Consider the following 23195-nt stretch of genomic DNA (forward strand, 5'->3'; position numbering starts at 1 on the left):
CCCGACAGGGAGGAGACCGACGCCATGTCCGACCGCGACCCGCAGCCGGTGGAGCGTCAACTGCCCACGGAAGAGGCGAGGGACCTGCTCGCGCTCGTCCGGGAGATCGCCCGGCGCGAGATCGCGCCCAAGGCGGCCGAGGAGGAGGACGCCGGACGCTTCCCGCGCGAGGTCTTCACCCTGCTCTCCGAGTCGGGCCTGCTCGGTCTGCCCTACGACGCCGAGTACGGCGGTGGCGACCAGCCCTATGAGGTCTACCTCCAGGTACTGGAGGAACTGGCCGCGGCCCGCCTCACCGTCGGCCTCGGCGTCAGCGTGCACACCCTCGCCGGTTACGCGCTCGCCGCCTACGGCACCAAGGAGCAGCAGGTCGAGCATCTGCCCGCGATACTCGGCGGCGGCCTGCTCGGCGCCTACTGCCTCTCCGAGCCCGCCTCCGGCTCCGACGCCGCCTCCCTGCGCACCAGGGCCGTCCGGGACGGCGACTCCTGGGTGATCAACGGCACCAAGGCCTGGATCACGCACGGCGGCATCGCCGACTTCTACACGGTCATGGCCCGCACCGGCGGCGAGGGCTCACACGGGATCACCGCCTTCCTGGTCCCCGGCGACGCCGAGGGCCTGAGCGGCGCGGTGCCGGAGAAGAAGATGGGCATGAAGGGCTCGCCCACCGCCCAGGTCCACTTCGACGACGTCCGGGTCTCCGACGGCCGCCGCCTCGGCGAGGAGGGCCAGGGGTTCGCCATCGCCCTCTCCGCGCTGGACTCCGGCCGGCTCGGCATCGCGGCCTGCGCGATCGGCCTGGCCCAGGCCGCCCTGGACGAGGCGGTCGCCTACGCCACCGGGCGACGGCAGTTCGGACACCCCATCGCCGACTTCCAGGGCCTGCGCTTCATGATCGCCGACATGGCCACCCAGATCGAGGCCGGCCGCGCCCTCTACCTCGCGGCGGCCCGGCTGCGGGACGCGGGGCGGCCGTTCGCCAAGCAGGCCGCGATGGCCAAGCTGCACTGCACCGACACCGCGATGAAGGTGACCACCGACGCCGTCCAGATCCTCGGCGGCTACGGCTACACCGCGGACTTCCCGGCCGAGCGCTATATGCGCGAGGCCAAGGTCCTGCAGATCGTCGAGGGCACCAACCAGATCCAGCGGATGGTCATCGCCCGTCATGTGGCGGGACCTGAAAGCCGCTGAACTGCCCGCGTGAGACCGTCGGGGCCGCCAGCCTGATCCACTCCGGGTCGTGGCGGCCCGGCAGGGTGCGGCCCCGGTCCGCCCAGGTGCGCATGAGGTCGCGGTAGATGGGCGGATCCGGTGGCGTCGGGGGCGGAAGCGATGGTGCGGGCGGGGACACGAAGATGCGGCGCTGACGGCCGAGGGTCGAGTAGGTGGTCGTCATGCCCGGCCAACGCGGGGGCGGCCGCCCCGGTCACCGATCACCGGAATCGCGCGTGAGTTCACGGGCGTCCGGTCCCCGCGTCTGGCCAGTCCCCATTTTCTGACGTACCGTCAGCCGGACCGTCTCCAGCCTCCGGGGAGGCCCGCCGTGGCCGACGACCGTCCCGTACCGCTCGACGAGTACCCCGTGCACCAGGTCCCGCTCTCCATGAAACATGTCGCCACCGGCGACCGGAACGCCTACGACCGCTGCATCTTCCACGTCCTCGACCACAGCGGCCGGGCCCTGCTCATCCTCGGCCTCGGCGTCTACCCCAACGTCGGCGTGATCGACGCCTACGCCACCCTGCGCACCGGGGACACCCTGCACGCCGTACGCGCCTCCGACGCCCTAGGCGACGACCGGATGCGGCTCGCGGTCGGCCCGCTGCGCATCGAGGTCGAGGAACCGCTCCGGCGCTTCCGCCTGACCTGCGACGACGACGCGCTCTCCTACGACCTCGTCTGGACCGCCGCCTTCCCGGCCCTGTGGGAGCCGCACCACCTCCAACGCCGGGGCGACCGGCTGACGTTGGAGGGCCGCCGGTTCGTTCAGGCCGGGGGAGTGTCCGGGGTGATCCGGGCCGGCGGCGAGGAGTTCCGAGTCGATCCCGCCGACTGGACCGGCACCCGGGACCGCAGCTGGGGCGTCCGGCCCGTCCCGGGGGAGGAGGGCGGGCGGCTCGCCGAGGCGCACCCGACCGAGGGCTTCCACTGGATCTGGTGCCCGGTCCGCTTCGAGGACCGCTTCCTGATGGTCATCACCCAGGAGGACGCCGACGGCTACCGCACCCTGAACGACGCCACCCTGGTCCGCCCCGGCCACCGCGACCGCCAACTCGGCTGGCCGGGGACAGAGATCACCTACCGCTCCGGCACCCGGCACCCCGAGCGCGCCGTCGTCCACCTGGGCGACCCGCGCAAACCCCGGGAACTGGAGGTGGAGATCCTCACCTCCTCACCGCTCGCGGTCGGCGCCGGCTACCCGCCGGCGGACGACTGGCAGCACGGCACCTGGCAGGGCCCGGGGTGGGTGGACCGCCGTACCTACGACCTGACCGCTCCGCACCCCCGCGCGGCCTACGGCGTCACCGACCACTCCGCCCGGTTCCGCCTGGACGGCCGGGTCGGCCACGGCATCTTCGAGCACGGCTCGTTCGGCAGACACGATCCGAGCGGCTTCACCGGCTTCGACTCGGTGGCGCCCTGAGGGAGGCCGCGATGACCACGAAACCGCGCCCGCGCACCACCACCCGCGACCCCGAGGACCTCACACGCCGGCTGACGGCCTGGCTGGACACCCGGCTCCCCGGCGCCAAGGCCGTCGGCGTCACCGTCCCCGCCTCCAACGGCCTGTCCAGCGAGACCCTGCTGTTCGAGATCGAACACCCCGAACCTCCCTTGCGGGCCTGCGCGTTGAGGCTCGCGGCGGACCCGTCGGCCTACACGGTCTTTCCGTCGTACGACATGACCCGCCAGTACCGCACCATGCGCCTGGTCGCCGAGCACACCGACCTGCCCGTGCCCCGCGTGCTGTGGCTGGAGGAGGATCCCGGACCGCTCGGGGCGCCCTTCTTCGTCATGGCGCGGGTCGAGGGGCGCGTCCCGCCCGACGTCATGCCCTATACATACGAGGGGAACTGGCTGCAGACGGCGAGCGACGCCGAACGCGAGCACCTCGAAGCCGCGTCCGTCGGCCTGTTGGCCCGACTGCACGACCAAGTCCCTCTGGAGGAGGCGGGGTTCCTCGCCCTTCCCGGGGACGGGGACGTCCTGCGCCGCCATGTCGAATCCCAACGCGCTTACTACGACTGGGTGGTGGACGGACTCGCCCGCTCGCCCCTGATCGAGGACGCCTTCGACCGGCTGGCGGAGTCGTGGCCGCGGGAGACCGGCACACCCGTCCTCAACTGGGGCGACGCACGCATCGGAAACGTCGTCTACGACGGCTTCGACCCCGTCGCCGTCCTCGACTGGGAGATGGCGGCACCGGCCCCGCGCGAGGTGGACCTCGGCTGGACCGTCTATCTGCACCGCTTCTTCCAGGACCTCACGGCCTCCTCCGGACAGCGGGGGCTGCCCGGATTCCTGCGCCGCGACCACGTCGAGGCCCGCTACGCCCGGCTGACCGGTCACACCCCGCGCGACATGGACTTCTACACCCTGTACGCCGCCCTGCGGCACGCGATCGTCATGCTGCGCATCGCCTATCGGCAGGTGTACTTCGGAGAGGTCGCCGTCCCGGCGGATCCGGACACACTGATCCTGCACCACGGCAGTCTGCGCGCCATGGTGCAGGGCAGTTACTGGGATGCGATGCGGTGACTCAGGCAGCCTGGCGGGCGACGGCGTAACCGCCGTGGCGCACCGTCGGTACGCGCATCGGGCGCGAGCTCGGGCCGCCGACGTGCGAGAAGGGCTGCGTCCGCCAGTTCAGGCTCTGCGGGAGCGTGAGCAGGAGGGCGGTCTCCTGCTCCTGCGGCTCGGCCGACTCGTCCGTGGAGCGGGCCTCGGCCGCCGAGCGACCCGTACCGGCACAGACCGTGAGACCGAACGGGTTCCACGGCGAGGCGCACAGCGCGTGCTCCGGCAGGAACTCCTCGTCCGCCAGCAGCGCGATGGACTGCGCGCAGTCCGGGCAGATCACCCGGTACATCTCGAAGGTGTCGTAGGCATCCAGTTCCTCGGCCTCGTAGAGGTCGGGTTCGACGCCCTCCGGCTCGGGCTCGACGACCAGCTGCGGGCGCTTGGACGTGGTACGACCAGGGCGCTTAAGACTCTGCATGGGTAACTCCCCCTCGGGCTGGGCCGTAAGGCGCTGCGGCCTCGACCACAGCAAGCACTTCCCGTCCGGTCTCGGCGGTAATCACGAGAACATCACGGAGCCCGTTCGAGGGCTGTGGCGTTCGTCACATGCCGAACGCAGGTGCCCGGTGCGGTGGATTTGTCCCTCAGGCGGCTCACAGTCTGCCCTCCGTCACATCACGAACCGGCCATGACCTGCGCCGCTGAGGTATCCCAGGAGATCGGGCGCACTGTAGTTTTTGCGCCATGGAGGAGCTGGACCGTCAAATTGTGCAGCTGCTCGTCAAGGACGGGCGGATGAGCTACACCGACCTGGGCAAGGCCACGGGTCTTTCTACATCGGCCGTGCACCAGCGGGTGCGCCGGCTGGAACAGCGCGGCGTGATCCGCGGCTATGCCGCGGTCGTCGACCCGGAGGCCGTCGGGCTGCCCATGACGGCGTTCATCTCGGTGAAACCGTTCGATCCCAGCGCCCCCGACGACATCGCGGACCGCCTGGCGGGCGTGCCCGAGATCGAGGCGTGCCACAGCGTGGCGGGCGACGAGAACTACATCCTCAAGGTGCGGGTGGCGACCCCGCACGAACTGGAGGAGCTGCTGGCCCGGCTGCGCAGCCTGGCGGGGGTGTCGACCCGGACGACGGTGGTGCTGTCGACGCCTTATGAGGCGCGTCCGCCGCGCATCTGAGCTGCTACCGCTGTGGGCAGTCGTTCCGCAGGGCGGAACGGGTGGGCACAGCCGACAGCGCCGGACACCTTCCCAAGCCCGCCCCAGGTGCAGCTCCCGTACCGCAACGCGAGAAACTGTCGGCTATGAGTGATCGCACCGACCAGCCGAAGACCGTTCTCCTCCGTAGAGGAGAGGTGCACAGTCCCGCCGATCCGTTCGCGACCGCGATGGTCGTGGAGCGGGGACAGGTCGCCTGGGTCGGTTCCGAGGGGGCCGCCGACGCCTTCGCGGACGGTGTCGACGAGGTCGTCGACCTGGACGGTGCCCTGGTCACCCCCGCCTTCACGGACGCCCATGTGCACACCACGTCCACCGGGCTGGCGCTGACCGGCCTCGACCTGTCCGGGGCCGGCTCGTCGGCCGCGGCCCTCGCGCTGGTGCGGGACTTCGCCGCCGCCCGCCCGGACGACCGGGTGCTGCTCGGGCACGGCTGGGACGCCTCCCGCTGGTCCGACGGCCGGCCGCCGACCCGCGCCGAGCTGGACGCGGCCACCGGTGGACGCCCGCTCTATCTCTCCCGTATCGACGTCCACTCGGCCGTCGTCACCACGGCCCTGCTGGACCTGGTCCCGGGCGCGGCCCCTCGGGAGGACGCCCCGCTGACCGGCGATGCCCACCACGCCGTACGCGCCGCGGCGTTCGCGGCTGTGACGCCCGCGCAGCGCGCCGGGGCCCAGCGCGCCGCCCTCGCGCACGCGGCCTCCCTCGGCATCGGCACCGTGCACGAGTGCGGCGGGCCGAAGATCTCCTCCGAGGACGACTTCGCCGCTCTCCTGGCCCTGGCGGCCGAGATCCCCGGCCCACGGGTGGTCGGCTACTGGGCGGAGGCAGCCGACGAAGGCATCGCCAGGGCGCGCGAACTGGGCGCGCTCGGCGCCGCGGGCGACCTGTTCGTCGACGGTGCCCTCGGCTCCCACACCGCCTGTCTGCACGAGCCGTACGCCGACGCCGGCCACACCGGCGCCGCCTACCTGGACGCGGGCGCCGTGACCGCCCATGTCACCGCCTGCACCGAGACCGGCCTCCAGGCGGGCTTCCACGCCATCGGCGACGCCGCCGTGACCGCCGTCGTGGAAGGCGTGCGCGCCGCCGCCGAGAAGGTCGGCCCGGCCCGCGTCCGCGCCGCCCGGCACCGGGTCGAGCACGCCGAGATGCTCACGCCCGAGCACATCGCAGCCTTCGCCGAACTCGGACTGATCGCCTCCGTGCAGCCCGCCTTCGACGCGCTGTGGGGCGGCGACGACGGTATGTACGCCCAGCGGCTCGGTGCCGAGCGGGCGCGCACCCTGAACCCCTTCGCCGCCCTCCTCAGGGCCGGGGTCCCGCTCGCCTTCGGCTCCGACAGCCCGGTCACCCCCCTCGACCCCTGGGGGACCGTCCGCGCCGCCGCCTTCCACCGCACACCGGAGCACCGCGTCTCCGTACGCGCCGCCTTCACGGCGCACACGCGCGGCGGCTGGCGGGCGATCGGCCGGGACGACGCGGGCGTCCTGGTGCCCGGCGCGCCCGCCGACTACGCGGTCTGGCGTACCGGCGAACTGGTGGTCCAGGCCCCCGACGACCGGGTCGCCCGCTGGTCCACCGACCCGCGCTCCGGCACTCCGGGGCTGCCCGACCTGACCCCCGGCCGTGACCTGCCGGTCTGTCTGCGCACGGTGGTGGGCGGCCGGACGGTGTTCGTACGACCGGGCGAGTGACCCGGCGCATTCGTACGGCCGGGCGAGTGATCTCCCGGGGTGGCGCGGCCGTGATCGTCGGCCGCCGCCCCGTCGCGCGACCTGCGCATCCTCCGCGCTGACCAGGGGTTTGAGGTCGTTTGCGCAGGTCAAACGGCTGTTGACAGCCAGCGGCAGCGGGCCGGTAGGTTCGGCCGAGTCCACCACCGGACGCCCGACCGGGGAGCAGTTCGCGCACTCGTCGCAGCGCCGCTGGGTCAGGGACGGTGTGCCGCACCGGGGCACCGTCACTGGGAGCCAGGCTCAGCGCCCGCGCCGACGAGGGAACGTTCCGGCCGGTCGGGAGGTGTGACCCGGGTGGGGCCCGGACGCTCAGTAGACAACGGCTTTCGGTCGACCCGCAGCCAGCGGGTCCCAGGTCGGCCCGAAGGGCGCCGGGCCCCCATCCGTAGGGGAACAGGATTGCTCCCGAGGGGAACACGGTGGCGAAAGCGCGGATGACGGCCACCCGAAACGGGCATCCTTACCCCGTTCTTGCGGAATCGACACCACCATACGAATGAGCTGTCACGTCAGCGCAGGCTACGGCCACTATGGTGGTCCCCTGCGTACGACATGAAGGGGCAGCAGTGAACGACGGCGACGGGACCCTCGCGGCACAGGCCCAGGGAAGGCGGTTCGGCCCGCTCGGCACGGCCTTGGTGATCATTCCGACGTACAACGAGGCGGAGAACATCAAGTCCATCGTCGGCCGGGTGCGACAGGCCGTCCCCGAGGCGCACGTGCTGGTGGCGGACGACAACAGCCCCGACGGCACCGGCAAGCTCGCCGACGAACTGGCCGCCGAGGACGACCACGTCCAGGTGCTGCACCGCAAGGGCAAGGAAGGCCTCGGCGCCGCCTACCTCGCGGGCTTCCGCTGGGGCATGGACAACGGCTACGGCGTGCTCGTCGAGATGGACGCCGACGGCTCCCACCAGCCCGAGGAGCTGCCCCGCCTGCTGACCGCGCTGAAGAGCGCCGACCTGGTGCTCGGCTCCCGCTGGGTGCCCGGCGGCCGGGTGGTCAACTGGCCGAAGTCCCGTGAGTTCATCTCCCGGGGCGGTTCTCTCTACTCCCGCCTCGCGCTCGACCTCCCGCTGCGGGACATCACCGGCGGCTACCGTGCCTTCCGCCGCGAGACCCTGGAGGGTCTGGGTCTCGACGAGGTCTCCTCGCAGGGCTACTGCTTCCAGGTCGACCTGGCCCGCCGCGCGGTCAAGGCCGGCTTCCAGGTCGTCGAGGTGCCCATCACCTTCGTCGAGCGTGAGCTGGGCGACTCCAAGATGAGCCGCGACATCCTGGTGGAGGCCCTGTGGCGGGTCACCTCCTGGGGCGTCACCGAGCGAGTGGGCAAGATCACCGGCAAGGGCAAGTCCTCCTAGCGGGGGCAGCGGGGTCGGCGGTCACAGCAGGGGCCCGGAAAACTCACAGATCCGGTTGATCATCCCCTTATTCCGCACTGAGCCGGGCCCAGGCACACTGGGAACATGACGACTGGCGCGCAGACCCCTCCGTACACCACCCGACCCCGGCGCTCCCGGCTCGCCAGATATCTGCCGCTGGGCGTCGCGGCGTGGCTGGTGCTGGAGATCTGGCTGCTGACGGTGGTCGCGGGCGCGGCCGGCGGCATGACCGTCTTCCTGCTGCTGGTGGCGGGTTTCGTCGCCGGCTCCGTGGTCATCAAGCGGGCCGGCCGGCGCGCCTTCCGGAGTCTCAACGAGGCGATCCAGCGCGGCGGCTCCCCGGAGAGCGGCGGCGGCAACGGCCTGATGATGCTGGGCGGACTGCTCCTCATGATCCCCGGCCTGGTCTCCGACGCGCTCGGCCTGCTGCTTCTGCTGCCGCCGGTCCAGAAGGCGGTCTCCCGCCTCACCGAACGCACCCTCGACCGCAAACTCCGCGCCGCCGCCCCCGGCACCCTGGGCAACGCCTTCCAGCAGGCCCGTATCCACCGCCCGGACGGCAAGGTGGTCCAGGGCCAGGTGATCCGGAACGACGGCCCGGAACCGGGCGACGAGCCGATGGGGGAGCGGCCGCCGCTGACCCGGTGACCGGCCCCGGCCCCGGCCGCAGGCCCCTCAGGGCCTGCGCAGGCCTCTTGGCGCGGCTTCTTCGGGCATGCCAAACCGAGGGCGCCGTACGTTCACTGAACGTACGGCGCCCTCGGTTTGTTGTGTCGGCTTCCCGTTAAACGGAACTATGCGGACTTACGGCTGTCCCTGGGATGAATCGCGATGTTCATCGCCCCGGAGCGCAGAACCGCCAGACGCTCCTCGAGGACCTCTTCGAGTTCCTCACGGGTACGCCGCTCCATCAGCATGTCCCAGTGGGTACGCGCAGGCTTGGCCTTCTTTTCCTCAGGGCCGTCGCCGTCCACGAGGAGTGCCTGGGCCCCGCAGACCTTGCACTCCCACTCCGGCGGGATCTCCGCCTCGACCGAGAAGGGCATCTCGAACCGATGCCCCTTCTCGCATGCGTACTCCACGGCCTGGCGCGGGGCCAGGTCGATACCGCGGTCCGTCTCGTAGCTGGTCACCACGAGGCGCGTACCGCGAAGAGCTCGCTCACTCATGAATCGTGCCTCCCGGGCTTGTCGCCCACAGGACAGGTGTCGCTGTCGTCGTCATCCGGTCAACGTCCGGTCGGCGGTAAAGATTCCCGTTCCGGGTCATGCGTCGCCGTCGTAGCCGCCCCTTGTTGTACCCACCAGCGCCCGGTTTGTCACATCTGCTAGCAGATGTCACCCAGCGTTTCGGCATCTTTGACGCGCAGTAACGGTACGCCTGGCAGGCCAAACGCGTACACTACCGCTCTTCCGCGTTGAACGCTAAACCTTCCTGCTAGATCTTCTGTGGCACCGGGTTGCCGGCCTCGCCGATCGCCCGCCGCACCGGCACCCGCGCGAGCAGCGCGAACCCGATGACGAAGAAGGCCACCAGCGAGATGATCGCCGACCGGTAGCTGCCGGACAGCTGGTAGGTGATCCCGAACAACAACGGTCCCAGCCAGCTCATCCCCCGATCGCTCATCTCGTACGCCGCGAAGTACTCGGCTTCTTTGCCGGGCGGCACGAGATGCGAGAACAGGGAGCGGGACAGGGCCTGGCTGCCGCCCAGGACGAGACCGATGCCGGACGCGAGGACGAAGAACCACACCGGTGCCTTGGCCGGGAGGAAGTACCCCGCCGCCAGCGTCACCGTCCACGCCACCAGCGAGCCCAGGATCGTGCGCTTCGCCCCGTACGTCCGCGCCAGCCGCCCCATCGTCAGGGCGCCCGCCACGGCCAGCACCTGGACGAGCAGGACCGCCCCGATGAGCGTCGACTGACCGAGCCCGAGTTCCTCGGAGCCGTAGACGGACGCCTGGGAGATCACGGTCTGGATGCCGTCGTTGTAGACGAGGTACGCCAGCAGGAAGGAGAGCGTCAGCGGATGGCGGCGCATGTCCCGGACGGTCGCCGTGAGTTGGCGCAGCCCCGGTGCCGTCGCCTCGGCCGCCCGGCCGCCCCGGTCGCGCAGCCGTCGTAGCGGTACGAGGGTGAAGGCGCCCCACCACAGGCCCGCCGCGGCCAGACAGATCCGGACCGCCTCCGTCTCGGACAGTCCGAAGGAGTCGTGCGCGGAGTAGAGGACCAGGTCGGCGATCAGCACCAGAGAGCCGGCCAGGTAGCCGAAGGCCCAGCCCCGGGAGGAGATCGTGTCGCGTTCCTCGGGCGGTGCGATCTGGGGGAGATAGGAGTTGTAGAGCATCAGGGCGACGGACTGGGCGGCGTTCGCGACGATCAGCAGCATCCCGCCGAGCAGATAGCGGTCGCCGTCCAGGAAGAACATGCCCGTCGTCGCCACGGCCCCGGTGTACGCGGCCGCGCCGAGGAGTTGCTTCTTGCGGCCGGTGCGGTCGGCGGCGCTGCCCACCAGGGGCATGACCACGACCGCCAGGATCACCGAGAGGGAGACCGAGTAGGCGAAGAAGGAGCCCGCCCGGACCGGGATCCCCAGCGGGTGCACATAGCCGTCGGCGTCGGCCGCGTGGTCGGCGACCGACGTCAGATAGGGGCCGAGGAACACAGTGAGGACGCTCGTCGAATAGACCGAGCACGCCCAGTCGTAGAAGTACCAGCCGCGCTGTTCGCGCCGCAGCTCGGTGGCCTCGTCCAAGACCCCCGTCCGCACGGTTTCCGTGCCCACCCGTGCCCTCGCCTCTCCGCGGCAGTGCCGTGCGCGGGTCTCAGACCCAGACGCCCCGGTCCTGCATGACCTGACGCAACGTGTCGATGTGATCGGTCATGATGCCATCGACACCCAGGTCCAGGAGCCGGTGCATCCGCTCCGGTTCGTTGATGGTCCACACGTGGACGTGCAGCCCGCGCGCGTGGGCGGCGCGCACGAAGCGCCGGTCGACGACCGGGACCCCCGACTGCGACTCGGGCACCTGCGCGGCGACCGCCGACCGACGCACCGCCGCGGGCAGCCCCCAGGAGCGCAGCCGCAGCCCGACCACACCGCGCGTGCCGAACGAGGTGGCGAGCCGCGGCCCCGCGATGCGCTGCGCCCGCAGCACCCGGGCCTCCGAGAACGACCCGACGCACACGCGGCCGTACGAGTCCGTCCTCTCGATGAGCTCGAGGAGCGGCCGCAGCGCCGGCTCCGCCTTGGCGTCCACGTTCCAGCGGACGTCCGGGAATTCCTCGAGCAGTTCCTCGAAGAGGGGGAGCGGCTCACGCCCGGCCACGCGCGCGTGGCGTACGTCCTCCCACGGCAGGTCGGCGATCCGGCCCGCCCCGTCGGTGACCCGGTCCAGGGTGTCGTCGTGGAAGGCGACGAGCCTGCCGTCCGCCGTCGCGTGCACATCGGTCTCGATGTACCGGTAGCCGAGTTCGACCGCGCGCCGGAACTGCGCCACGGTGTTCTCCAGGCCGTCCGCGGCTCCGCCCCGATGGGCGAAGGCGATGGGGCCGGGGTGGTCCAGGTACGGGTGGCGTGTCAACGTGCTCACGTGCGCAGTATGGACCGCGCCGATGACCCCTTGGCAACCACCGCGCTGCCACCGGATGCCGGCCGGACGGCGAACACCTTCAGGAACAGCTGGGCGAGCGGCCCGATGGACACGGCGTAGAGCAGGGTGCCGACGCCGATGGTCCCGCCGAGCGCGAAGCCGGTGACGACCACGGCGACCTCGATCGCCGTCCGGATCAGCCGGATCGAACGGCCGGTACGGCGGTGCAGCCCCGTCATCAGGCCGTCCCGCGGGCCCGGTCCGAAGCTCGCCGCGATGTACAGCCCGGTCGCCGCCCCGTTGAGCACGATGCCCGCCGCCATCAGCGGAATCCGCACGGCGAACGCGTGCGCCGTGGGGACCACGGCGAGTGTGGCGTTCATGGCGAGGCCGATGACGAAGACGTTGGAGACCGTGCCCAGGCCCGGCCGCTGGCGCAGCGGGATCCACAGGAGCAGCACGGCCGCGCCCACGATGATGGCCACCGTGCCGATGCTCAGCCCGGTGTGCTCGGCGAGCCCCTGGTGCAGTACGCCCCAGGGCTCCAGACCGAGACCGGCGACGACGAGAAGCGCGGAACTCACGCCGTACAGCGTGAGCCCCACGTACAGCTGGACCAACCGTCGCCCGAGACGGCCTTGCGTGGACAAGGGATACCCCCCTGGTGGTAAAGGTGGACTGACCCGTGTCACTCTGTGGCTTGGGATGGAAAGTCATCCATGGCCAATTCGGGGAAGGTGGACTGATTCTCTTGGGGCGGTGGACCTCCGCTGTGGGTGCCGCACAGCTTGCCCGGCTGCTCAGCTCGCAGCAGGACCGCCCGGCCGGCCCCGGCACCCGGCGCCCGCCCGCCTACCGTGCCCTCGCCGACGGCATCCGGCTGCTGGTCCTGGAAGGACGTGTCCCGGTGGCCGCCCGGCTGCCCGCCGAACGCGAGCTGGCGCTCTCCCTGTCCGTCAGCCGTACGACCGTGGCGGCGGCGTACGAGGCGTTGCGCGCGGAGGGATTCCTGGAGTCCCGGCGGGGCGCCGGCAGCTGGACCGCCGTCCCGGCGGGCAACCCGCTGCCCGCCCGCGGTCTCGAACCCCTGCCCCCCGAGGCCCTCGGCTCGCTGATCGACCTCGGCACCGCCGCGCTCCCCGCGCCCGAGCCCTGGCTGACCCGTGCGGTCCAGGGCGCCCTGGAGGAACTCCCGCCGTACGCGCACACCCACGGCGACTATCCGGCCGGGCTCCCCGTCCTCCGCTCGATGATCGCGGAGCGCTACACCGCGCGCGGCATTCCCACCATGCCCGAGCAGATCATGGTCACCACGGGTGCGATGGGCGCGATCGACGCGATCTGCCATCTCTTCGGCGGGCGTGGCGAGCGCATCGCCGTCGAGTCGCCTTCGTACGCCAACATCCTCCAGCTGATGCGGGAGGCGGGCGCCCGGCTGGTCCCCGTCGCGATGGCCGAGGGGCTGTCGGGCTGGGACATGGACCGCTGGCGCCAGGTCCTGCGGGAGGCGGCGCCCCGGATCGCGTACGTCGTCGCCGACTTCCACAACCCCACCGGGGCGCTCGCGGACGAGGACCAGCGCCGGCGGCTGGTGGACGCGGCCCGCTCGGCGGGCACGGTGCTGGTCGCCGACGAGACGATGAGCGAGCTGTGGCTCGACGACGTGGAGATGCCCCGCCCCGTCTGCGGCTTCGACCCGGCGGGCGCGACCGTCATCACGGTCGGCTCCGCCAGCAAGGCGTTCTGGGCGGGCATGCGCATCGGCTGGGTGCGGGCGGCTCCCGACGTGATCCGCAGCCTGGTCGCCGCGCGGGCCTACGCCGACCTGGGGACGCCGGTGGTGGAGCAGCTGGCGGTCACCTGGCTGTTCAGTACGGGAGGCTGGGAACAGGCCGTCGAACTGCGCCGGGCGCAGGCGCGCGAGAACCGGGACGACCTGCTGACGGCGATACGACGGGAGCTGCCGGGCTGGGAGTTCGAGGTGCCGCGGGGCGGGCTCACGCTGTGGGTCCGTGCGGGGGGTCTGTCGGGCTCCCGGCTGGCGGAGGCGGGGGAGCGGGTGGGGGTCCGCGTCCCGTCCGGTCCGCGGTTCGGGGTCGACGGGGCGTTCGAGGGTTATATGCGCCTTCCGTTCACCGTGGGGGGACCGGTGGCGGACGAGGCGGCGGCGCGGCTGGCCGCGGCGGCGCGGCTGGTGGAGTCGGGGGTGTCGGGAGGGAACGAGTCACCGCGGAGCTTTGTGGCGTAGCGGTCCGTCTGCGGGCGGGCGCGACGGCACCCCGCAAGCGCCGGTAAGCGTTCCCACCCCCACCTCAACCCTCAACGACCGCAGCCTCCACAGGCACCGCTTCCATCTCCGCACTCCGCGGCGGCAGCAACGCCAGCACCGCTTCGCGGTACACGTCACTCGTCGCGTCGTCGTACGGATCCGGCGTGGCCGGCACCTGGAGCCGCAGTACCGGTCCGTGTCCCAGCCGGGCGTAACCCCGGCCCGGCGGCACCTGCGCGAGCGGTGTCGTATGCGGCGGAGCCCCCAGTACCGCCGCCAGCTCCTCCGGCAGCGCCGGACCGAGCACGACACGCGCGCGCGTGTGCTGTCGTACCGCCTCGCTCAGCGCATCCGCGCTGTCGAGCTGTTCGGCCACGACCACGGTGACGTTCGCCGCGCGGCCGTGCCGGAGGGGGACCTGGAGGAGGGCCTGCGGGTCCTTGTGGCCGTCCGCCGCGGCCAGGTGGACGAAGGCGCTGGGACGGTCCAGCAGGACCCACAGGGGGCGCCTGCAGTCGTCCGGCGGTGGGTGGCCCGCCTGGCGCGCGCGGTTGAGGGCGATGAGCCGCCGTTCCGTCTCGTGCGCCGCCCACTCCAGGCTGGCCAGCGCCCCGGCGAGACCGCACTCCACGGCGAGGACCCCGTCCCGGCCGGAGAGGCAGGCGTACTCGCCGGTGCCGCCGCCCTCGACGACGAGCACGTCGCCGTACTGGAGGGCCTGCAGGGCGACGGAGCGCAGCAGGGTCGAGGTGCCGCTGCCGGGGCGGCCCATGACCAGCAGGTGCGGTTCGGTGGAGCGGACGCCGGTGCGCCAGACGACCGGCGGGACGTCACGCTGCTCCTCGCCGTACGCGAGCGGGAGCGTGCGCTGGACCTCGGTGGGGTCGGTGAAGCCGAGGACCGTCTCGCCGGGCGCGGTGACGAAGCGCTGGGCGGCGATGTCGGTGGGCAGCGGGGCGAGGACGGTCACCGTGAGCCGGTTGCCCTCCTCGTCCCACGCGAAGTGGTACTCGCGGCCCCGCCCGGACTTCGCGGTGAGCAGGTACTCGATCCGCGCGCGGGCCTCGGGCTCGCCGTCCGGGAAGTACGCGGGGTAGCGGATCACGAGCTGGCCGATCTGGCCCACGTCGTCGAACTCGGGGGCGAGGAACGCCTTCTCCCACTCCCCGCCGTGTGCGTACAGCGGCGCCGGGTCCTCGGCGGCCGAGAAGTACGGCACCAGGGCCTCGTACAGGGACTGGAGCCGCTGGGTCTGCGACTCGTCGGGGCCCTCCGGCGGGGGCGGGGCGTGGTCGCGGCCCTGCCAGGCGCTCGCCGCCATCACCGTGATGACGGCGAGCAGTGGTCCGTACGGCACCAGTGCCACGACCAGCACGACCGAGGCCACCAGGAACAGCAGTGGCCCGCGCTTGTCCTTGGGGGTCTCCGCCCACCTGCGCCGCCCGGCCGAGGCCAGCCGGCGCAGCCCGCGCGTGACGGTGATGAGCGGATGGAGGACATCGGTGGCGCCGTCCGCGGCCGTCCGGGCCAGCTCCCGGCTCCGGGCGAGCTGTGCGCTGCCGTTGCTCAGAATGCGAGGGAGAGGGCGCAGGGCCACTGCTGTCTCCTGACGGTGCGTACGGGCGGGAGGGGCGTCAGAACTTGATGCCGCCGAGCAGGCTGGCCAGGCTCTCGCCGCCGGCCTTGATGCTCGGTGCGATCGCCGTGCTGGCGAGGTAGAAGCCGAACAGCGATGAGACGCAGGCGTGCGACGCCTTCAGTCCGTCCTTGCGGAAGAAGAGGAAGACGATGATGCCGAGCAGGACGACGCCTGACATGGAGAGGATCATTTGAGATCTCCTGGTGTCGGAGGGGGACAGTCACCATGAGTTCTTCCAGGATCACAGCAGGTATCCATACGATAAAAGGTGCGAAAGGGTGAATTTCGGCGAATTTCACTCGGTTGGTGGATCATTCCTGACCCGTTCTGACCGGGGCGGCCGGTGCGGTGATCTTTACCTCGGGCAGATCCGGTCATGTGCCCCCCGAGCCAGTACGCTGACGATTCACTCGTACGGCCGCGGGGCCCGTCCGTTGCCGTACGCTCCCCCAGTCCACGAAAGTCCCCACAGCACACAGGAGAGGCGGTCCGGCCGATGAGCGAAGCCCCCGACCCCGAGGTCGTGGAGCTGGCGACCAAGATCTTCGATCTGGCCCGGCAGGGGCGGACCGAGGCGCTCGTCGCGTACCTCGACGCGGGCGTTCCGGCCAACCTCACCAACGACCGCGGCGACTCCCTCGTGATGCTCGCCGCCTACCACGGACACGCCGAGGCGGTGCGCGAGCTGCTCGCCCGGGGCGCCGCGGCCGACGAGGTCAACGACCGAGGTCAGACCCCACTCGCCGGAGCGGTCTTCAAGAACGAGACGGAAGTGATCAAGGCGCTTCTGGAGGCCGGCGCGGACCCCGCGGCGGGCACTCCGTCGGCCGTCGACACCGCGCGGATGTTCGGCAAGACGGAGCTTCTGGAACTGTTCGGTACACACTGACCCAACTGACCCATCTGTTCTGACCAGCTAAAACACACAAAACGGGGGAGGCGGTACAGGGCCGCCGAAATTTCGGTCGCGGCAGGTCGAAGTGCCGAGTCATCATGACGTCGTGATTCACGGACGCGATGGCTGGGCAGGTGTTGCCGCACCGCGCGGGCCGTGATGCGGCCCGCATGGGCCACTGACGAGAGGCAGAGAGAAATGGTCTACAGCAAGCAAGAGACGGCGGGCGCTCCGACGTTGTGTCACGCGGCCAGGTAGTGCGTGTTCTCCGGTTGCGTCGACGCTTGATGTGAGGCTGTTTCCCATGTTCGATCCGGTCATAGCGCCCAGCGGTACGCTGCTCGGCCTGCTTCAGCGGGGCCGCGGCGACGGCACGCTGCACGCGCTCACCGCCCCGCGCGCCGAGGCGCTCGCGGCTCTGAACCACTGTGTGCTGCGCGATCCCCGCCACGACTGGCAGGTGGAGAACCGCTCCCTGTACTACGCCCGGCTCTACCTCGACCTGAACGGCGAGCTGGACGCCATCGAGGCGCACCTCTTCGACCCCGAGGACGTCCTGGACGACGAGGAGTCCCGCACCGGCCTCGCGCTGGCCGTGCTCGGGCACCTCGCCTCCTACGGCAGGCGGGACGCGCTCGAACTGCTGCGCAGGTACGCCGCCACCGGCTCCAACTGGGCCTGGGCCCTGGACGAGCTGGCGCTGCGCGACGACGACGCCGGCCTGCGCACCCTCGCGGTCCCGGTGCTCGCGCGGTTCGCCGCGGACGCCGAGGGCGAGGCCGAGCTGGCCGCCGCCGTACGGGACGCCTTCGAGCCGCGGCCCTGGCGGCTGTGGGCCGAGGATCCCCGTGAATCGATCGCCACGCGCGTGCGTGCGGCCCAGGAAACCGGCTGCTTCGACCGCTGGCAACGCCAGATGCGACCTACCGGGCCCCGTCCGGGGTGGAGCGTGCAGGCGGTCTTCGAGTGGGCCCAGCAGGGCGTCGAACGGGGCGCGGCCCTCCATGTGCCGGCCGCCCGCTGCCTGGTCGCCGTGGCCGGGCCCGAGGACCGGCCGGAGATCCTGCGGGCCGCCAAGGACGGCACCGACGGAGCCCGCTGTACCGCGTTGCGCTACCTCGCCGACAGCAACGACTCCGACGCGCTGAACCTGATCGAGGTGGCGGTGGCCGACGGCACGTCCGCTGTCGTGGAGGCCGCCGTCGACGCCTTCGAACGCATGCGCAGTATCGCCGCCGTGGATCGCGCCCGCGGCTGGGCCCGCCGGCCCGACGCCCTGGGCGCCGCCGCCGGACGGATGCTCGCCTGCCGGGGCGGAGCCCAGGACAGCGAACTGGTGCTCGCGGCGCTCCGGGAGGCCGTACGCGGGGAAGGCCCCGACGCACCGACCCTGTGGACCCTCGTCGACGGCACCGGACGGCTCGGCATCGCCTGCGCCGCACCCGTCCTGCGGCACGTCTACCGCGAGACCGCCTCGTCCCATCTCCGCGGCCGCGCCGCCCGCGCCCTGGCCGCCACCGACCCCTCCTTCGCCGCCGGCTTCGCCGTCGAATGCCTGTGGGACTGCGAGGAGACCACCCGTGAGGTCGCCGCCCGGCACGCCGAGACCGGTGACGCCCGGGTCGTCGAACAACTCCGCAGGCTCGCCGCCGACCCCGCCGAGGAGGCCGAGGTCCAGACGGCCGTACGCAGCCGCATCGGACCGGACACACCCGCCGTGTGACACATCACCACGGGGGAGCACGGCTTCACCACGGGAACCACGGGGGATCCCGCGCACGTTCCATACGCGGAAGACTGCCCGTCAGGTGAACGAGCGGTGACCGGCAGGTCAGCCGGGCATGGCCACCGGTTGGCCCGCTCGGGTGCGCAGGGCAACGCTCATGGGACGTTTAACAACCGGAAAGATCCACTTTGACGCGGCCACGTCCAGCGCGGCGACAACACCGGTATGCGTGTCGTCATCGTGACCGAATCCTTTCCCCCCGATGTGAACGGCGTGGCCCACTGCGCGCTCCAGACCGCCCGACACCTCGTCGATCGCGGTCACGCTCCCCTCGTCGTCGCTCCGGCCCCCGCTCCCGGAAACAGGCTCGACGCGTCCGCCGCGCCCTGCCCTGTCGTCCACGTCCCCTCCCTTCCGCTCCCGGGCTATCCCCAGGTCCGCGTCGCTCTCCCCAGCCGCAAGCTCGCCGCCGCACTGATCGAGCACCGCGCCGACGTCGTCCACCTGGCCAGCCCCTTCATCCTCGGCGTCCGCGGCATGGCCGCCGCCGCCCGCCTCGGCATCCCCGCCGTCGCCGTCTACCAGACCGACCTGGCCGGATACGCCCGGACCTACGTGGGCGCCGGCGAGGCGGCCGCCTGGCGGCGGATACGGTCCGTCCACGGCGCCGCCGACCGCACCCTCGCCCCGTCCACCGCCTCGATCAGCGACCTGGAGGCGCACGGAGTTCCCCGGGTCCAGCTGTGGCAGCGCGGCGTGGACACCGTCCGGTTCCGCCCCGAGTTCCGCGACGAGGCCCTGCGCCGCGAACTCGCCCCGAACGGCGAGGTCCTCGTCGGCTACGTCGGCCGCCTGGCGCCCGAGAAGCAGGTCGAACTCCTCGCCGGGGTCTGCGGCCTGAAGGGCGTGAAGGTCGTGATCGTGGGTGACGGGCCCGCCCAGGCCCACCTCACCGAGGCGCTGCCCGGCGCGGTCTTCCTCGGCCGCCGCACCGGCCACGACCTCGCCCGGATCTTCGCCTCGCTCGACGTCTTCGCCCACACCGGCCCCTTCGAGACGTTCTGCCAGACCGTCCAGGAGGCCATGGCCAGCGGTGTCCCGGTCGTCGCGCCCGCCGTCGGCGGCCCGATCGACCTGGTCGACCACGGCCGCACCGGGTTCCTGGTCCCGCCGCGCGACGCGAGCGCCGTCCGCGAGGCGGTGGCGTCCCTGGTGGCCGACCCCGCGCTGCGGGCCGGCTTCGGCGCCGCCGCGCGCGAGACCGTCGAGGGCCGCACCTGGGCCGCGGTCGGCGACCAGCTGATCCAGCACTACGAGGACGTGCTCGCGGCACGCCGGCCGGTGGTGGCGGCATGAGCGGTGAATCCCTGCGCATCGTCCGGCTCGCCAACTTCGTCGCCCCCTCCTCGGGCGGCCTGCGCACCGCCCTGCGCGAGCTCGGCAAGGGATTCGTGGCCGCCGGTCACGAATCGGTCCTGATCGTGCCCGGCGAGCGCTTCTCGGACCGGATCGAGGAGCAGGGCCGGGTCATCACCCTGCCCGGCCCGCTGCTCCCCGGCACCGGCGGCTACCGCGTCCTCGTCGACAAGAAGCGCGTACAGACCCTCCTGGAGCACCTCGCCCCGGACCGCCTGGAGGTGTCCGACCGCACCACCCTGCGCTGGACCGGCCGCTGGGCCCGGCGCGCCCGGATCCCCGCCGTGATGGTCTCCCACGAGACCGCCGACGGCGTCCTGCGCACCTGGGGCATGTCCGAGAACATGTCCCGGCGCACCGCCGACGCCCTCAACATCCGTACGGCGCACACATACGCGCGCGTGGTGTGCACCACCGAGTTCGCCGAACGCGAGTTCATCCGCATCGGCGCGCGCAACGTCGTACGCGCCCCCCTGGGCGTCGACCTGATGGGCCGCCACCCCTCGCTGCGCGACCTCGACCTGCGGGCGCGGTACGCACGTGAGGACGAGGCGCTGCTGGTCATGTGCTCGCGGCTGTCCGTCGAGAAGCGGCCCGGCACCGCCCTCGACGCCCTGGAGGCGCTGGTACGGCGCGGGCGCCGGGTCATCCTGGTCGTCGCCGGCGACGGGCCGCTGCGGGAGCGTCTCGAGCAGCGGGCGCGCGAGCGCAGGCTGCCGGTGACCTTCCTGGGGCATGTCTCCGACCGGGACAGCCTGGGCGCGCTGCAGGCGTCCGCCGATGTCGCCCTGGCGCCGGGACCCGCCGAGACCTTCGGGCTCGCCGCCCTGGAGGCCATGGCCTGCGGCACACCCGTGGTCGCCAGCGCCTCCTCCGCGCTGCCCGAGGTGATCGGATCCGCGGGGGCCACCGCGGCCGACCGCGGGGAGGCGTTCGCCGACGCCGTGGAGATGCTCCTGGAGCGTCCCGCGGCCACGCGCAGGGAAACGGCACGCGCGCGTGCGGAGTGTTTCGGCTGGGGAACGGCCGTGGAGGCCTTCCTCGCCGCGCACGACGCGCCGGTGCTGTGCCGTCGTGACGAGAGCGGAGCGACGGAACCGGTCCGTCGTGTCGTGCCGGAGGGCGTGGCATGAGAGCAGTTCGGTTCGTGGCGCTCGGGGACTCGCTGACCGAGGGCGTGGGCGACCCCGCCGGCGACGGGTGGCGCGGCTGGGCCGCGCTGCTGGCCGGCGGACTCGCCGCGAAGGACGTGGAGTTCACCAACCTCGCGGTCAGCGGGGCGCAGACCCGGGACGTGCTGGAACGCCAGACCCCGGCCGCGCTGGACCTGCGCCCCGACATCGTCGCCATCGTCATCGGCGTCAACGACACCCTGCGCTGCACGTTCGACATCCACGCGGTGGCCGAACGGCTCGACAAGGTCTACTCGGCCTTCACCCAGCAGGGCGCGACCCTGCTCACGGCCTGTCTGCCCGACCCCGGCTCGATGCTGAGGCTCCCGGGCGCCCTGGCCCGCCCGCTGGCCCGCCGACAGCGTGCGGTCAACATGGTCGTGCACGCCCTGTCCGAGCGGTACGGGGCCGTCCATCTGCACGCGGCGGAGGGCGAGTGGCTCACCGACCGCGCACTGTGGAGCGCGGACCGGCTGCACCCGTGCGAGCGCGGGCACCGGCAGCTCGCCGTCCGCTTCCACGGCATGCTCGCCCCGCTGGGCATGGCCACGGGGACGGCGCCGTCCCCCGAGCCCGAGTTCGCGGCGCCGACCAAGTCGGCGAGCCTGGTCTGGCTGGCCACCGCCGGTACCGCGTGGGTCATCCGGCGCTGCCGCGACCTGCTGCCCCAACTGCTGCGGCTGGCCCTCGACGAGATGCGGCACCGCCGGAAGGGCACCAGCGCCCGCCTGGACCTGAGCGCGTCCGCCGCCGTGTCCGCCGCGCTGGCCGCCCTCCAGCCGCCGGAGCGGCCGGCCGACGCCGCGTGAGGCCGATGCGCCGGAGGAGGCCGCTGCGGCGGTTCAGCGACGGCTCATGGCCCAGCGACGGCTTGCGGCTCAGCGACGGTTTACCGCCACGAAGCGGACCGGGGTGCCCGGGACCGCCTGGGCCGCCGCCGGGAGGTCGGCGGCGCGGACCACCGCGATCACCGGATAGCCCCCGGTGGTCGGATGGTCGGCCAGGAACACCACCGGGCAGCCGTCCGGCGGAACCTGGACGGCGCCGAGGACCATGCCCTCGCTGGGGAGTTCACCGGGACGGGCCCGCTCCAGGGCGGGCCCTTCCGTGCGCAGGCCGATGCGGTTGCTCGCCGACGACACGCGGTACGCGCGCGACGTGAACACCCGAACGGCTCCGGCCGTGAACCAGCCGGCGCGCGGACCGAGCGTCACCCGCAGCACGAGCTCCGCCGGCGGGGACGGCTGCGGTACGACGTCCACGCGCGCGTGGACGCCGGTCGGCGTACCCAGCGGCACCACCGTGCCGTCCGCCAGCGGCGCCGGCCCGAGCCCGGAGAGCAGGTCGGTGGACCGGCTGCCCAGCACCGGCTCGACGGCGATACCGCCGGAGACGGCCACATAACTCCGTACCCCGGACAGGGCCGCCCCCACTTCGAGGAGTTCGCCGGCCGGAACCACGACGGGCGCGCCCCACGCGGCCGGGCGCCCGCCCACCGCGACCGGACACGGCGCACCCCCGACCGCGACCACCACCGTCGAACGCGGCCGCACGGCACAGCCGTTGAGCGTCGTCTCCAGGACGGCGGCCTCCGGCGGATTGCCGGCCAGCCGGTTCACGAGCGCCGCGGCGGGCGCGTCCAGCGCCCCGGAACGGGGCACCCCGAGATGCGCGTACCCGGGCCGCCCCCGGTCCTGCACGGTCGTCAGCGCACCGGCCCGTACGACGACGAGCGCGCGGTCGGTCATACGCCCCCCACCGGCCCCACCGGCACGAACCGCACCCGCGTCCCCGGCGCCAGCAGCGCGGCCGGCACACGCGCGTGGTCCCACAGCACCGCCTCCGTCGTCCCGATCAGCTGCCAGCCGCCCGGCGAGGAGCGCGGGTACACGCCGGTGTAAGGCCCGGCCAGCGCCACCGCACCCGCGGGCACGGCCGTGCGCGGGGTGGTCCGGCGCGGCACGTCGTAGCGGGCCGGAAGCCCGGTCAGGTAGCCGAAGCCGGGCGCGAAGCCGCAGAACGCGACCGTGAACTCGGTTCCCGCGTGGATACGGGCCACCTCCTGTTCGGGCACCCGCCAGTGCGCGGCGACCTCGGCGAGGTCCGGGCCGTCGTAGCGCACGGGAAGCTCGATCGCCCCACGCGCGCGTGGGGGAGTGGGAGGGATCTCGGCGGCGGTGAGTTCGGCGGCCAGGCGGGCCGGGTCGTCGAGGCCGTCGAGCAGGACCGTGCGGGCGGCCGGCACGATCTCGCGGACCGCCAGCGAGCCCTCCGCGCGGCGGCGCAGCAACTCGGCGTGCAGGGCCTGGGCCTCGGCGCCGGAGCCGACCTCGACGAGAAGGGCGTCGTCCCCGACGGGATGGGTGGTCATGGGCATGATGGTCCCGGTCG

22 protein-coding genes are annotated in these 23195 nt (G+C 72.5%); 13 read left to right on the top strand and 9 right to left on the bottom strand.

Annotated features, from left to right (window positions below; translation table 11 throughout):
• Positions 1-24 precede the first annotated feature (24 nt).
• From AB0D85_RS12685 to AB0D85_RS12695, 3 genes are all read left to right on the top strand, one after another.
• Positions 25-1197 (top strand): acyl-CoA dehydrogenase family protein, encoded by a 1173-nt coding sequence (locus AB0D85_RS12685; RefSeq protein ID WP_362317830.1) that lies wholly within the window; start codon positions 25-27, stop codon positions 1195-1197.
• Between the two features lie 352 nt (positions 1198-1549).
• Positions 1550-2650 carry a hypothetical protein gene (locus AB0D85_RS12690; protein WP_362317833.1) on the top strand — a complete coding sequence of 367 codons (1101 nt, stop codon included), beginning with the start codon at positions 1550-1552 and terminating at the stop codon, positions 2648-2650.
• An 11-nt stretch (positions 2651-2661) separates the two neighbouring features.
• Positions 2662-3765, top strand: coding sequence for a phosphotransferase family protein (locus AB0D85_RS12695; RefSeq protein ID WP_362317835.1), 1104 nt, complete (start codon positions 2662-2664; stop codon positions 3763-3765).
• A gap of 1 nt (position 3766) precedes the next feature.
• Here AB0D85_RS12695 and AB0D85_RS12700 read toward each other — a convergent pair whose 3' ends face one another.
• Positions 3767-4225, bottom strand: a complete 459-nt coding sequence (locus tag AB0D85_RS12700; protein ID WP_362317838.1) for a hypothetical protein — start codon at positions 4223-4225, stop codon at positions 3767-3769.
• 266 nt (positions 4226-4491) lie between these two features.
• Between AB0D85_RS12700 and AB0D85_RS12705 the strand changes: the two genes are divergently transcribed.
• The 4 genes from AB0D85_RS12705 to fxsA all read left to right on the top strand — a co-directional run bounded on the left by AB0D85_RS12705 (position 4492) and on the right by fxsA (position 8743).
• Positions 4492-4932 carry an Lrp/AsnC family transcriptional regulator gene (locus AB0D85_RS12705; RefSeq protein ID WP_004002750.1) on the top strand — a complete coding sequence of 147 codons (441 nt, stop codon included), beginning with the start codon at positions 4492-4494 and terminating at the stop codon, positions 4930-4932.
• A gap of 125 nt (positions 4933-5057) precedes the next feature.
• On the top strand, positions 5058-6671 hold the full coding sequence (locus AB0D85_RS12710; RefSeq protein ID WP_362317842.1) for an amidohydrolase: 1614 nt from the start codon (positions 5058-5060) through the stop codon (positions 6669-6671).
• A 608-nt stretch (positions 6672-7279) separates the two neighbouring features.
• A complete protein-coding gene (locus tag AB0D85_RS12715; protein ID WP_362317845.1) occupies positions 7280-8074 on the top strand; it encodes a polyprenol monophosphomannose synthase in 795 nt (264 codons plus the stop codon).
• Between the two features lie 105 nt (positions 8075-8179).
• Positions 8180-8743, top strand: coding sequence for an FxsA family membrane protein (gene fxsA / locus AB0D85_RS12720; protein ID WP_362317848.1), 564 nt, complete (start codon positions 8180-8182; stop codon positions 8741-8743).
• Positions 8744-8889: 146 nt separating this feature from the next.
• On the opposite strand, the gene AB0D85_RS12725 is transcribed toward fxsA, so the two are convergent.
• The 4 genes from AB0D85_RS12725 to AB0D85_RS12740 form a co-directional block, all read right to left on the bottom strand.
• The gene (locus AB0D85_RS12725; RefSeq protein WP_010046329.1) at positions 8890-9264 is read right to left on the bottom strand and encodes an RNA polymerase-binding protein RbpA; all 375 of its coding nucleotides are present in this window, start codon (positions 9262-9264) and stop codon (positions 8890-8892) included.
• A 268-nt stretch (positions 9265-9532) separates the two neighbouring features.
• Positions 9533-10879 (bottom strand): MFS transporter, encoded by a 1347-nt coding sequence (locus AB0D85_RS12730; RefSeq protein ID WP_362317852.1) that lies wholly within the window; start codon positions 10877-10879, stop codon positions 9533-9535.
• A gap of 40 nt (positions 10880-10919) precedes the next feature.
• On the bottom strand, positions 10920-11687 hold the full coding sequence (locus AB0D85_RS12735) for a glycerophosphodiester phosphodiesterase (RefSeq protein ID WP_362317855.1): 768 nt from the start codon (positions 11685-11687) through the stop codon (positions 10920-10922).
• Positions 11684-12337, bottom strand: a complete 654-nt coding sequence (locus AB0D85_RS12740) for a hypothetical protein (protein ID WP_362317858.1) — start codon at positions 12335-12337, stop codon at positions 11684-11686. Before AB0D85_RS12740 ends, AB0D85_RS12735 begins: the two co-directional genes overlap by 4 nt.
• Before the next feature lie 101 nt (positions 12338-12438).
• Between AB0D85_RS12740 and AB0D85_RS12745 the strand changes: the two genes are divergently transcribed.
• Positions 12439-13935 (top strand): PLP-dependent aminotransferase family protein, encoded by a 1497-nt coding sequence (locus AB0D85_RS12745; RefSeq protein ID WP_362317861.1) that lies wholly within the window; start codon positions 12439-12441, stop codon positions 13933-13935.
• A gap of 64 nt (positions 13936-13999) precedes the next feature.
• On the opposite strand, the gene AB0D85_RS12750 is transcribed toward AB0D85_RS12745, so the two are convergent.
• Positions 14000-15553, bottom strand: a complete 1554-nt coding sequence (locus AB0D85_RS12750) for a hypothetical protein (protein WP_362317864.1) — start codon at positions 15551-15553, stop codon at positions 14000-14002.
• A gap of 37 nt (positions 15554-15590) precedes the next feature.
• Positions 15591-15785 carry a hypothetical protein gene (locus tag AB0D85_RS12755; protein WP_235455802.1) on the bottom strand — a complete coding sequence of 65 codons (195 nt, stop codon included), beginning with the start codon at positions 15783-15785 and terminating at the stop codon, positions 15591-15593.
• Between the two features lie 306 nt (positions 15786-16091).
• Here AB0D85_RS12755 and AB0D85_RS12760 point away from each other — a divergent pair, with 306 nt between their 5' ends.
• The 5 genes from AB0D85_RS12760 (at position 16092) to AB0D85_RS12780 (ending at position 21613) form a co-directional block, all read left to right on the top strand.
• Complete coding sequence (locus AB0D85_RS12760; protein WP_362317868.1) at positions 16092-16484, top strand: ankyrin repeat domain-containing protein; 393 nt, start codon at positions 16092-16094, stop codon at positions 16482-16484.
• A gap of 310 nt (positions 16485-16794) precedes the next feature.
• Entirely contained in the window at positions 16795-18213 is a 1419-nt protein-coding gene (locus AB0D85_RS12765) for a HEAT repeat domain-containing protein (protein WP_362317871.1), read from the top strand.
• A gap of 228 nt (positions 18214-18441) precedes the next feature.
• The gene (locus AB0D85_RS12770) at positions 18442-19572 is read left to right on the top strand and encodes a glycosyltransferase family 1 protein (RefSeq protein WP_362317874.1); all 1131 of its coding nucleotides are present in this window, start codon (positions 18442-18444) and stop codon (positions 19570-19572) included.
• Complete coding sequence (locus AB0D85_RS12775) at positions 19569-20765, top strand: glycosyltransferase (RefSeq protein ID WP_362317877.1); 1197 nt, start codon at positions 19569-19571, stop codon at positions 20763-20765. The genes AB0D85_RS12770 and AB0D85_RS12775 overlap by 4 nt, the downstream gene beginning before the upstream one ends.
• Positions 20762-21613 (top strand): SGNH/GDSL hydrolase family protein, encoded by an 852-nt coding sequence (locus tag AB0D85_RS12780; RefSeq protein WP_362317880.1) that lies wholly within the window; start codon positions 20762-20764, stop codon positions 21611-21613. The genes AB0D85_RS12775 and AB0D85_RS12780 overlap by 4 nt, the downstream gene beginning before the upstream one ends.
• Before the next feature lie 69 nt (positions 21614-21682).
• On the opposite strand, the gene AB0D85_RS12785 is transcribed toward AB0D85_RS12780, so the two are convergent.
• Both AB0D85_RS12785 and AB0D85_RS12790 read right to left on the bottom strand, forming a co-directional pair.
• Positions 21683-22552: a biotin-dependent carboxyltransferase family protein gene (locus tag AB0D85_RS12785; protein WP_362317882.1), complete on the bottom strand. Its 870-nt coding sequence runs from the start codon at positions 22550-22552 to the stop codon at positions 21683-21685.
• On the bottom strand, positions 22549-23175 hold the full coding sequence (locus AB0D85_RS12790) for an allophanate hydrolase subunit 1 (RefSeq protein ID WP_362317885.1): 627 nt from the start codon (positions 23173-23175) through the stop codon (positions 22549-22551). The genes AB0D85_RS12785 and AB0D85_RS12790 overlap by 4 nt, the downstream gene beginning before the upstream one ends.
• Positions 23176-23195: the final 20 nt, after the last annotated feature.

This window comes from Streptomyces sp. NPDC048277, from assembly GCF_040652235.1.
Lineage (GTDB): Bacteria > Actinomycetota > Actinomycetes > Streptomycetales > Streptomycetaceae > Streptomyces.